The following is a 12,842-nucleotide window of genomic DNA, read 5'->3' as shown; positions in this document are numbered from 1 at the left end:
TTATTAAAAGATCTTTTAAAATAAAAAGAAAGCAACCTTATGCTAAGACTGCTTTTCTTTGATATGAATGTGAACGTGTGTAATTATTGTCCGTTTACCGGATTTTTTCTTTCATAAGTATTGTTTTCAAAACTTACCTTATAATCTGATTTAAAAAGACTGCTGGGTAAGTAATAATCTGTTGAAATTATTTGTGCCCCGCTTGCTTTGGCTTTTTCAAACCTTGAATAATCCCCGGCTCTCGCTTCCATAGTATCTGCATCTGCCCTGGTGCGGATAATATATCCTTTTAGTACGAGTTCCCGGATTTCAGGACCGGGATCATTCCTGAACAATACTGCAGCTTCCGGGGTTCCGGGTACTGAATTAGTGAATATCATCCTTCCCGATAAAGAAGCGTGTCCCTTGATATAGAGATCCCTGTTTTCTCCGTTGTTATCCAGCACAAAAAGAAACTTTCCTTTGGCATTTTTTACGGTCGGCCAGTTCTTGTGAAGGACTGCTTCGTTCAATGTGGTATAGGATCCGCGAATATCATCCGGGGTGATGATCTTGTTTTTACCGAGGTACTTTTTAAGCTCGTTATCAAGGTCATCGAATAATTGGCTTGTATAGTGCTCCGGTTCGGTTCCGAATGTGTTGGCTCCGCCATCTTTAGGTTCCAGGGTAATAAATATAGGGTCGTGATCAGGGTGTGCGTCGGACCATTTTTTAAGATCCTTAAACACTCTTCAAGTGTGTAATACCAGGTCTGATAATCAATATCCGTAATATGGATCATTTTGTATCCCGACTTTTTCATTTTCCCTTCCGGATCAAAAGGTTGTTTTGTTTTGACAAGATCTAAAATTTTCGGGTGGGCATATTTTCCGCCTTTGCTGTCTGCATACACATCAAGTTCGAGGTTCCGTAATCCTAAATCCAGCTGTTCCGGGATCGCGATATGCTCGTATTGAATTTTAGGCAGGGAATGTAATGAATCTTTTTTTGCCAGAAAATCATAAACCTCAGGAAGGATTGCTTTCTTATAGCTGTTATGGGAGCCGATCACTTGGATTTCATTCATCTTTACATCATCCAGGTTCTGTCTCTGTGCCCATAGCAAAAAATAGGGCGATAAGGATAACAGAAAAACGGCAGCCTTTTTCATAATAACTCAAATTTTGTCATGGCGAAATTAGCGACTCTTGTCCTTAGATAATTTATATATTATGTTAATAAATTTTTAAGATTATGTAAATAAGGTAAAAGATACTGTTTGTAAAACTCTGAAAGTTAAAACGATATTATTTTCTCATTTTGGGATATTTATATTTTGTTGATCTTAAGATAATATTATGTTAAAATAGTTTTTGGGGAAATGAATTTACTTTGTATGCCGAAAATAAGCTGTGAAAAGAGTTAAAAAAAACCACTGTTGCGGGAACAACAGCGGCTTTTTACTAAGCAAATGTTTATTACAATTTACTTAATGATATGTACCACAAAATTAATTTTTTTAAATTTAAAAAGCTAATTCCAATAGCGTTAATCTTTCTGGTGGCCAATCAGGCCAATGCAGAGGGTTTTACGACCATTAGCCCTGTTTACTCGCAGGTAAATGAGACGATTTCCGGAGTTGTTCTGGATCAGGAGGGATCACCGGTTGAGGGGGCAAAAATTATGGTTGCAGAAACGGGAGCTACAGCCATCTCAGATGCTTCAGGAAATTTTAGTATTTCTGCTACTATCGGACAAACATTATCAATCTCTTATGATGGATATGAAGTTCAGAAGATAAAGATCGACGGAACTTCTGTTTCTGTACGGCTAAAATCCAAAAAAGCAGCAACTTCTATCGAAGAGGTAACTTTAGTAGGTTATGGATCCCAGAAAAAATCTGATTTAACAGGAGCTGTCAGCCAGTTGAAGGCTGAAAACTTCAAAGAAGGAATGAACATTTCTGTGGATAACCTGATGCAGGGAAAGATTGCCGGTGTTCGTATAGTTCAGTCAAGCGGTGAACCGGGGGCAGGAGTGAACGTATCTATTCGTGGGATCGGTTCAATAAGGAGTGGTAGTACTCCTTTATTTGTTGTAGATGGTGTTCCTTTAAGTAATGATGCGGTGAGTGCAACAAGCCCGAATGTAGGTTTAGGAAATGCACAGGCAAAAAATCCGTTAAACTTTCTGAATACCAGTGATATCGAATCAATCACCGTTTTAAAAGATGCTTCGGCTGCTGCCATTTATGGAGCCCGGGGATCGAACGGAGTTGTTTTGGTCACCACGAAAAGAGGAAAGAGAGGGGAACCTATGTTTACCTATGATACCTATCTTGGTTTTTCTTCTGTTATTAAGAAGCTGGATCTGCTAACGGCAGATCAGTACAGAGCTGCCGGAGTTGATAAGCTTTATGATCACGGAGGAAATACGGATTGGCAGGATGAGATCTATAGAAACGCGGTGTCTCAGAATCACTCGGTATCATTTTCAAAAGCTACGGAAACAGGAAATTATTTTGCTTCCATTTCTCACATGGATCAGGACGGTATTGTTCTCAACAGTGGTTTTAAAAGAACAACTGCCCGTCTGAATGCAGAAGAGTCTTTTTTTGACAATAAAAGGCTAAAGGTTAAAGTAAACCTTACGGCAAGTGACATCAGGGAAACAGGGATCCCGAACGGAGGTAATGCAGGATCGGATGGACAAGTCATTATTCATGCCCTGATGGCGAACCCAACCCGTTCTGTTTATGATCAAAACGGGAACTTCACTAATTTTAATATGAACGCTCATTATAATCCATTATATCTGTTAAGTGTTTATAATGACAAGACCAATACCTTCAGGGTTTTGGGAAATACAGAGGCAACTTTAAGGATCTTGCCGGGATTGAATTATAAATTCAATTTAGGGATCGATAAAACAATGTCGGAGAGAAACACCACTATGTATCCGAATATTACCGACAGAACTCCCAAAGGAATGTATGTTCAGGCCAATCTTGATTCTTATAATATTCTGTTGGAACATTACTTAACCTATGATCTTAGTTTAAATAAGCATAATTTCAGTTTGCTGGGAGGTTTTTCATATCAGAAATTCAAATCTACAGGAACTTATTTCGGAGTAAAGGATATTGCTGCTCAGGGAGCGGGAATTGCACCGGAAATTAATCCGGGATATTCAGGAACGGCATTTATTCCCGGAGCGGGATATGCGCAGGAAAATGAATTGCAGTCCTATTTCGGAAGGGTAAATTATAATTTTGATAAAAAGTATTTACTAACAGCTTCATTACGAGCAGACGGTTCCACTCGTTTTGGTAAAAATAATAAATACGGATATTTCCCTTCATTTGCGGTGGGGTGGACGGTTTCCAATGAAAATTTCTTAAAGGACTCTCAGATCATCAATGAATTAAAATTAAGAGGTAGCTGGGGACAAACCGGTAACCAGGAAGTTCCGAACAAAATTACACAAGCGAGTTCTTCATTAACACAAGCTGCGGGATATTATCTGTATGATAACTTAAATCTGATCAACGGAGTGGCCATCAACAGAACGGTAAATCCTGACCTGAAATGGGAAGTTGTGGAGCAGACCAATATTGGGACAGATTTCAGTTTATGGAAAAATAAATTGTATGGATCATTGGAATATTATCATAAGACGACGAAAGATCCTATTTTAAATATTCCTTCAAGACCTTTGAGCCCAACAAGCACTGTTTGGAAGAATGTTGATGCGCAGATTGTCAATAAAGGTTTTGAATTCAGCTTAGGTTCAGAGATCATCAAAAGTGAAAATTTCACATGGAACCTTGATGTGAACGGGGCGACAGTGAACAATGTTGTAAAAAATCTTCCGGTATCAGCGATTTACTCCGGTGAAGTTTCGGGACCGGGGCTTTCCGGGGTAACGGCGAATATTTACAAAAACGGGTATGAGGCGGGTTCTTTCTATATGTTGAATTATCTCGGTGTTGATGCCAACGGAAAATATATCTATGAAGATATTAACGGGGACGGAAGAATCGATCAGAATGACAGAAAAATTTTCGAAGGAGCTATACCCAATTTTACCTTCGGGATCAATTCTTATATGAAATACAAGCGATTTGATTTTGCATTCTCTTTCATCGGACAAACCGGAGGCTATCTCGTTAATAATACGGCGCTTGACCTGAATATCAATAACCTAGCCTCAGACAGGAACGTTTTGAAAAATTTCTACGATTCGGGAGCAAGTTTCACCAATCAGCCCCAATTGTCCTCTTTGTATCTTGAAAAATCCGATTTCCTTCGTTTGAACAACGTAAGGCTAGGATATACTTTCGACATGGGACAACTGAAATTTTTAAAGAGCATTAATCTCTACGTAAGCGCACAAAATTTATTTACCATCACCAGTTATTCGGGATATGATCCTCTTGTTGATACGAACAAACAAGTAGGAGGGAACCAGTCTCTGGGAATCGACTATACAACATATCCGTCTGCCAAAACATTCATTTTGGGGGCAACTGTTAAATTTTAATTTGAGTTAAAGAAATCATGAGATCTAATTTTTTAAATATTAATAAAATAATTTTATCCATTGCTGCAATGGCCTTAATGGGATGTACAAATCTGGATGAAAAAGTAATCGATGAGGTTCTGGGTTCTGAAGTTGCAGATCCAGAGGCTGCTTTGGCTGCTGCTTACAGCCAGCTTGGCGAAGGAACTTTTGTAGACCATGGAAGTGTTTTTGCTTTGCAGGAATATTCTACGGATGAGGCCATCCTTCCTACGAGAGGAAGTGACTGGGGAGACGGAGGAAAGTGGAGAGCTATGCACGAATTTACTTGGGATGCCAACAGTGACGTGGTTAAAACGACCTGGAACCAGCTGAACTTCGGGATTACCAAATCTTTAACGGCAATATCGAGCGCTAACAAAAGTACAGGAGCCAATAAAGCATTATTTTTAGCAGAAGCAAAAGGATTATTGGCATATTATACTTATACAACCATCGATTTATTTGGACAAGCTCCTTACAGGGATCCGGATAATATCAATGCCCCGATTGTGATCAGAAAGGCAGATACTACAATTGATGCTTTAATCACTGAAGTAACAGGGCTTATTCCCAATTTAGCAGATATTAAAACTCAGAATACCCATGCAGGAAGGTTTACAAAGCAAGCCGCCTATGCACTTTTGGCAGATATGTACCTGAACAGGGCAGTTTTAAAAAACAAAACGGCAGGTACTTTCAATTTTACAGAGCAGGCTGTGAATGGGGGAGGAAATGATATGGATAAAGTGATTGAATATTGTAACTTATTGATTAATAATCCTAACTTTAGCTTAGAGTCTAATTATTTTCACAATTTTGATATCAATAATGATACGAGCAAGGAGATGATCTTTACTATTGTTCAGAAAAAAATAGCCAGTTCAGACAAGGGTTCGGATAACGATTTAGCGTATATGTCAATGGAAAGGAGCCAGAAGCCTTCACCGGATAACAGAGGAACAAATGCATCATGTGTCACTCCTGAATTCTATTACTCATGGAACGGGAATCATGATGACCCCCGTTTTCAAAGAACCTATCAATATGAAGACGGAACATGGTTCAGAAATGACGGAACTGATGTGAGCGTGCCTTCAACAAGTAAAGTGGAAGGAACAGGAAAACCCTGGTTTCATTTTAACAGAGGACTGCAGGTGGGTCAGCAATATGGGCCTAAAATTCTTCAAAATGGAAATTTCGATATGACCGCAGATGGAAGAATTAAGGTATTTAAGTTGTTTACAGAAAAAAACACAACGCTTGCTGCAGATTTCACTCCTGAACTGAATTTTGATAACCCTTCTGAGGCTGTATTTACGCAGGCGCAGATCAACAGAGGAGTAAGAAATTTCAAATTTGAATTTGATCCGGGCTATGGAAACAACGGAACAAGCGGAATGGACGTCCCATTATACAGATTGGGAACAATCTATATGATGCGTGCAGAAGCCTATTTCAGAAATGGAAATATAGCAGCAGCGTTAGCCGATGTTAATAAATTAAGAACCAGCAGGACCCGTGAATCTTTATACAATAATGCTCCGGGAGTTGCGATTGCTTCTCTTGACGCAAATACTTTATTTAAAGAGTCCGGCTATGAACTGTATTGGGAGATGTACAGAAGGAAAGCGATGATAAGATTTGGGAAATTCGATCTTCCAGGAACGGCCAAGTCAACATCCCAACCTTACAGAAGAATTTTCCCGATTCCTCAGGCAACACTTGATGCATCAAATGATTTTACTCAGAATCCGGGCTACTAGTTTTCTCATATAAATGATTATTTTCTGCAAAGAAAAGCGAAGAGATTATTCTCTTCGCTTTATTTTTTTATTCAGCATTCAACATGTTCAGTTCTCCGAAATGTTTTTTGAATTTTTGAATTTTAGGGCCTACCACAGCACTGCAATAAGGTTGTGTAGGATTTTCATTGTAATACCCCTGGTGGTATTGCTCAGCAGGCCAGAACTTATCGAATTTCGTTAATTCGGTAACATATTCTCCGGACCATCTCCCTGATTCTTCAGATACCCTGATGGCTTCTTCTGCTTTTTGCTTTTCCGCATCATCTTTATAGTAAATAACAGAACGGTATTGTGTTCCGATGTCATTTCCCTGTCTGTTAAGCTGTGTTGGATCATGAAGGAAAAAGAATACATCCATCAATTGTTCGTATGAAATGATCTTAGGATCATAAGTGATCTGTACTACTTCTGCATGACCTGTATTTCCTGTACATACTTCTTCGTAGGTCGGATTCTCTTTATGTCCTCCTGAATAGCCTGAAATTGCAGATTTTACACCCTTTAGCATGTTGAAACAGCTTTCTACACACCAGAAGCATCCACCGCCGAAAGTAATCTGTTCTAAATTATTGTTATCCATTGTAGGTTGATTGTTTGAATTACCTGTTTCTTTATCTATCCTATACTATAAAGGATATCAAAAAGCTAATCAAAAATATGAAAAACTTTTTCATTTTTTACGGGAACTGTCATGAGAATTTGTACATATTGCTCGTGATTTGCAGCGAGCCGAAAATCAAATATTCCGGATAATATAGGACAAAATAAAAAGCACCCTTAAAGGATGCTTGATTATATCTTTAAATAGCGTCAGATTATTTTTCCCAAACCAAGGCACTTGCCCCCAAAATAGCAGCATCCGCTTCATCAAGTTCGCTGAAAACCAATTTAACTTTATTTCTGAAAATCGAAAGAAGGTTTCTTTCCATATGAAGTTTTGCAGGTTTCAGGATAAAATCTCCGGCTTTAATAACTCCACCAAATAAAAGAATCGCCTCAGGAGATGAGAACATAACAAAATTAGCCAATGCCTCCCCTAATTTCTGTCCCGTGTATCTGAATACTTCGATAGCAATAGGATCTCCTTTTAATGCACATTCATGAACCGTTTTAGAATTGATCGCCTCTTCAGGATACTGGTTCAACAGGGATTCAGGAAATTCAGCCCTCATTTTTTTAGCAGTGATTGCAATTCCTGTGGCGGAGGCATACGCCTCAAGACTTCCTTCAGAACCGGTACTCCAATGCTTTCTTCCTCCCGGTTTCACAATGGTATGTCCGAGTTCACCGGCAAAACCATCATGTCCGTAGATCAGCTTTCCACTGGCCACGATACCGCTTCCTACGCCTGTCCCTAAAGTGATCATGATAAAATCTTTCATTCCTCTTGCTGCTCCGAAAAGCATTTCACCATAAGCTGCAGCATTAGCATCATTGGTAATGGTACAAGGCAGATTGAATTTGGCTGTCATTAATTCAGCAAAAGGAACAACTCCCTTCCAGGGAAGATTGGGAGCCTGCTCTATGGTTCCGGTGTAATAGTTCCCGTTAGGAGCACCTACACCAATGCCATCGAAATTTTTTTCATTGCCGTACTTTTCAATCAGAGGGTGAACCTTTTCATGCAGGGCTTCGATAAAATCTTCAACCTTTTCATATTCATCCGTTCTCAGATGCCCTTTTTCAAGGACCTCTCCTCTGTGGTTTACCACTCCAAACTTTGTATTGGTACCACCAATATCAATTCCTATGGCAACATGTTTTGATAAATCTATTAATGACATTTTCTATTCTAATAATTCTAAAGGGTTAAAATTATAAAAAAGATTGTATTAATGGATTATTAACGAAGAATTTATTAAAAAAAGTTTTCAGGCCGTTTTGGGTGTTTTCTTTTTTCTTCTTCCCCACCATACGAGGAAGCCAGTCACTGGTAATGAGGCACATATGAGACTTACAACAAAGGCAATGATTTTTGTAGGAAGCCCCAATATGGATCCGACGTGGATATCATAATTTGCTCCCACTACTTTTTCTCCGAAATTTTTGTCTTTAGGATCGTGAGTGTGAAGAAGTTCACCTGAGTTTTCATCAAAAATTAAGCTGCTGCTTTTATGATAAGAATAGGATAGGTGCTTTACGTATACTTCAAAATTAGGATGCTCGTGATCATCCATATGTTCGTGCCCGAGATCTATAGAAAAACCAAAGGAATCCGGATATTTCTCTTTAACAGTATTGCTTATTTTATCGAGTGTGGTTTCTGTTCTCTGCTCTATCGGGGCCTTTGTTTTGATATGGGAAAAATCAGGATAAACAGTACTTCCTCCTGAAAAGATCACATAGATTGCTGCCTGAACAAAAAAGAAGGCATAAAATAAACCGGTAATAGAGAATATTAAAGCGAAAACGGAGGCGTAAAAACCTAGTACATTGTGAAGATCATAGTTCTTTCTCTTCCAGCTTTTGATATTTTTCCATTTGAAAGAAAAACGTTGTTTCCTCGCCGCTTTATTTTTAGGCCACCACAATACGATCCCCGTAATCAGCATGATGACGAATATAATAACGGGAATCCCAACAAGGTATTTTCCCCAGTCCTGTTTCAGTAAAAAGCTCCAGTGGATCATTTTTACGATCTGGAAGAATCCGTTTTTTTTCGTCATACGTTCTTAAAACTTTTCCGGTGTAAGGATTTACGTAAGCCGCTTTATAGACAGGATATTCGTCAAAGTAATTCCAGGCATCGGTGTTGTGTTCGTACCAATAGAAAATGTATGACATCTTCTTATCAACAGGAATGTTAACCCAGTGAACAGGATATTTCTCTTTTACCTGTTCGGTAACTGATTTTTCCAGCACCCTGATCGGCATGATCTGTTTTTGATCTATATTTTGCTCGTTATGATAGATAACATCTTTTCGGGTAACGTTTTCAATCTCATCCTTAAAAACATATAATGCTCCGGTGATGGAAATAATGAAAATTAAAAAGCCGATTCCCAGCCCAAACCACAAATGCAGTTTAGCAGACCACTTTTTAAAAAATCCGGGCTTTTTTTTATGGTGATGTTTCTTCTTCATATCGTAACAGAAAGTCGTGCAAAGATAACACTTAACTTTTATTTAGATTAATTAAAATTTATATTCGATCATGAAAGTTCCTCTCATCCCTAAAGAATTGATAAAGTCACTATCTCTTGCAGACCACCATGCGATAGAAGGTTGGTAGAGTTTATTGAAAAGGTTTTCTATTCCTAAAGAAACTTTCCAGTTATTATTGACTTCATAGCTGGACTTAAAATTGAAAACAGTGTAATCCGGAACCCGGCCTTCACCATAAGCATATAATCCTGTTTTTGTATTAGGCTCGAACCTGTCCTGTTTAAAGGCGTGAAGCATATCAAGTCCTAAAGATAATGCCTTCACAGGCCTTACCTGAACATAAGCCAGGACCTTCGGAGCAGAAATTCTGCTGTTGTTGATTTTTGCAGAATAATCCCCGTCATTTTTTATAGAAGTAATGCCTTCCATCCAGCTGTAGCTTCCACCGAAATTAATCCATCGGGTAGGCGTGAAATGTAAAAATCCTTCTACTCCATATACCACTTCGGGAGACCTTTGAATGGTTAAAGCACGGTCCGGGCTCTGAACAAATGAAGCTCCTAATTTTGAGGTACTTACATAAGATGTAATTTCGTAATTGATCCATTTGGAAATCTGACCTGTGGCTCCCAATTCATAATTGTTAACAATAATAGGTTTGGTTTCAAGGTTTTGTATAGTTCCTTCCGTAGATGTCCTGAGGATCCTGCCCAGTTCATTAATGGAATAGGCTTGTGAAAAGCTTCCGAATAAATTGATATAATCTTCAATATTATAACGCACCCCAATGTTCCCTACAAAGGCGTTGTACTTTAAGTCTCCGCCGGTAACAAAAATACTTTTTGTGAATGTGCCGTCATTTTTAATGGATGAGAGAGTATTGAAATCTCCTACCTTAACTTTTATATTCTCATAACGGACACCTCCTTTAATGGTAAGCTTTTTTAAGAGATCTATTTTGATAAGCGCAAAAGGAGCAATATTGGTCATGTCCATGTCCGGAGTCCAGTAACGGCCATCTTCAAGCTTCTGTACGGTTTGATCATTAAGTATATCAACTCCGTAAATAACTTCTGCTTGAGAGTTTTTCGTATTCCACAATTGAGTATCAAGATTAATACGGGCACCTTTTTTCTTGGAAATAACGTTGGACTGCCCTCCGTTCAGGAATGTATCACTGTATCCGTACACTGTTCTGAAGTCCTGATAATAAAGGTTTACATTCAATGATGTCCCATCAAACAGGTTTTTATTATCGTAGCTTAATTTATAGTTATGGTTTCTTGGTGTCCCCTGTGGAGTAGTTTCAAGATTTTTCCCCCTTCCTTCACCGATTGTTGGAGTAACTCCGTATTTTCCGGTTTTTAATCCTAAATCCAGATCTGATTTCGAGGCATATCCTAAATATGAAGCCTCAATTCTTTGATTAGGAGTAAGGTTATATCCCAGTTTCAGCATTCCGTTGTAATTGTCCATTTTTGCCGTACTGTAGGTAGGGCTGAGGTTTACACCGTCAGCATCCTTCAGGTATCCCGTTCTTTCGTAAGCCAATGAGGCCACATAATCAAATTTGTCTGTGATCTTTCCGGATAAAAGCTGGCTTGCCCTGAATCCTAATGTCCCGCCATAAGGCTGACCTGTAATTCCGATCTGTGAAAGACCTGAAATCTTTTGATCCGCTCTGCTTCTTTTGGTAATATAATTAATGATACCTCCGTCCGCTCCGTTTCCATATATGGACGAAGCACCTTTAATAACCTCGATCCTTTCAATAACCGACGGATCAATAGATCTTATATCCCTTGCTCCGTTTCTAAGTGGAGTGGACTGTGGAACCCCGTCAATAAGTACCAATACCTGGCGGCCTCGGAGGGTTTGTCCTGAATTGGAAGTTTGTCCCGAACTTGGTCCCAAACTTGGAACAGTATATTGAAGGATACTGGTAATATCCGAATTAACCGTCAATTGAGATTGTACCTGCTTTTCCCCGACAATGGTAATAGAGCTAGGAACTTCCTTGATATTTTCTTTTTTTCTTGAAGCCGTAAGTACAACTTCTTCAACATTCCTGGTTTGTAGTGTATCTTTAACTTGTGCAAAAGCAGTCACTGTTCCCAGACATGCTACTGATAAAAAAGCTTTTTTCATTATATTTTTTTCCCTTGTTTCTTTCTTTTTCCCCACCATACCAGAAATCCGGTGACAGGTAATGATGTGCAGATAAGCCCTGCAATAAACCAAATGATCTTGCCCGCCAGGCCGAAATAAGAACCTGTATGGATGTCATAGTTGGCATTGGAATATTTCTCTGCAGCAGATAAATTCTGATGAGGACGGTTTGTCAATAGTTTTCCGGAGTACTTATCGAATATGAGAACATTTCTTTCGCTGTACCTTCCGTCCTGCTGATAAATGGTTACCGGAATGTTCTTCAGTTCTTTTCCTTTTTTATTCTTTCCGTTCAGAGGAATTCTGAAACTTGAAGAAGACGCATATATTTTTCTCGTTTCATCGGCTGCCAGATCAAAAACTCTATTGTTTTTTGCCAGTAGCGAATCCGGAGACTTGGGTTGCTTTTCTTTTGGAAGTTCAAATGATCCGGATAAAGTGAAATTGAAGGCATTTTTAACGTAAGGGTAGGTAAAGTAAATACCGGTAATCGCCATAAGTAAAGCAATAAACGAGGAATAAAACCCCAGAACATTATGGAGGTCATAGTTTTTCCGTTTCCAGGTTTTTACATTTTTCCAGTTAAACCAGAAGCGCCCTTTTCTTGCTTTTTTATTTTGAGGCCACCATAATACAATTCCTGTGATCAGCATTACAATAAAAAGAACCACTGGAATTCCCACCACATATTTTCCCCAGTCCGATTTCAGAAGAAGACTCCAGTGAATATATTTTAAAATGGTAAAGACATCATATTTTTCATCATAAACAGCCAGGATTTCACCGGTATACTGGTTAACAAAAACCTGCTTATTGATCAATACTTCCTGAAAATAATTCCATCCCTTTTTCCCTTTTTTATAATATAAAAAACCATAAGATTTTCCTTTATCCATTGGGATCTCAACAGAACTCAAAGGATATTTTTCATTAAGTTCCAATGTTACTTTTTCACGGAGAAGACCAATTGGTAAAGGTTGTTCCCGGATGGTTTCTCTTTTGAGTTCTATAGCATCTTTTCGGATTATATTCTGTATTTCATCCTTAAAAACATATAAAGTTCCGGAAAGGGAAACAATGAATACGATCAAACCCACAGATAAGCCGAACCACAAATGCAGCTGGGCAGACCACTTTTTTGTAGCGGATGGTTTCTTCTTATGATGATGTTTTTTACGCATAGAAAAAAGTTAACCGGAAAAAAACCGATTAACCTTTATT

At 38.6% G+C, this 12,842-nt stretch carries 6 protein-coding genes and 2 pseudogenes; 2 read left to right on the top strand and 6 right to left on the bottom strand.

Annotated features, from left to right (window positions below; genetic code table 11):
- Positions 1 to 83: 83 nt before the first annotated feature.
- Positions 84 to 1,066, bottom strand: a pseudogene (locus tag ACJ5H0_RS11755) (phosphatidylinositol-specific phospholipase C1-like protein).
- Between the two features lie 410 nt (positions 1,067 to 1,476).
- Between ACJ5H0_RS11755 and ACJ5H0_RS11750 the strand changes: the two are divergent.
- The gene (locus ACJ5H0_RS11750; RefSeq protein WP_411249682.1) at positions 1,477 to 4,521 is read left to right on the top strand and encodes a SusC/RagA family TonB-linked outer membrane protein; all 3,045 of its coding nucleotides are present in this window, start codon (positions 1,477 to 1,479) and stop codon (positions 4,519 to 4,521) included.
- Positions 4,522 to 4,538: 17 nt separating this feature from the next.
- Positions 4,539 to 6,305, top strand: coding sequence for a RagB/SusD family nutrient uptake outer membrane protein (locus tag ACJ5H0_RS11745; protein ID WP_411249681.1), 1,767 nt, complete (start codon positions 4,539 to 4,541; stop codon positions 6,303 to 6,305).
- A 67-nt stretch (positions 6,306 to 6,372) separates the two neighbouring features.
- Here ACJ5H0_RS11745 and msrA read toward each other — a convergent pair whose 3' ends face one another.
- The 5 genes and pseudogenes from msrA to ACJ5H0_RS11720 form a co-directional block, all read right to left on the bottom strand.
- The gene (gene msrA, locus ACJ5H0_RS11740; protein ID WP_273650186.1) at positions 6,373 to 6,927 is read right to left on the bottom strand and encodes a peptide-methionine (S)-S-oxide reductase MsrA; all 555 of its coding nucleotides are present in this window, start codon (positions 6,925 to 6,927) and stop codon (positions 6,373 to 6,375) included.
- A 235-nt stretch (positions 6,928 to 7,162) separates the two neighbouring features.
- On the bottom strand, positions 7,163 to 8,131 hold the full coding sequence (locus tag ACJ5H0_RS11735; protein WP_172281487.1) for an ROK family protein: 969 nt from the start codon (positions 8,129 to 8,131) through the stop codon (positions 7,163 to 7,165).
- Between the two features lie 87 nt (positions 8,132 to 8,218).
- Positions 8,219 to 9,431 (bottom strand): annotated as a pseudogene (locus tag ACJ5H0_RS11730) (PepSY-associated TM helix domain-containing protein).
- 51 nt (positions 9,432 to 9,482) lie between these two features.
- Positions 9,483 to 11,600, bottom strand: a complete 2,118-nt coding sequence (locus ACJ5H0_RS11725) for a TonB-dependent receptor (RefSeq protein WP_172281483.1) — start codon at positions 11,598 to 11,600, stop codon at positions 9,483 to 9,485.
- On the bottom strand, positions 11,600 to 12,802 hold the full coding sequence (locus ACJ5H0_RS11720) for a PepSY-associated TM helix domain-containing protein (protein WP_411249680.1): 1,203 nt from the start codon (positions 12,800 to 12,802) through the stop codon (positions 11,600 to 11,602). Before ACJ5H0_RS11720 ends, ACJ5H0_RS11725 begins: the two co-directional genes overlap by 1 nt.
- Positions 12,803 to 12,842 lie beyond the last annotated feature (40 nt).

The sequence above is a fragment of the Chryseobacterium proteolyticum genome (assembly GCF_046591535.1).
Classification (GTDB): Bacteria; Bacteroidota; Bacteroidia; order Flavobacteriales; family Weeksellaceae; genus Chryseobacterium; species Chryseobacterium proteolyticum.
This window is presented reverse-complemented; position numbering and strand designations above follow the sequence as displayed.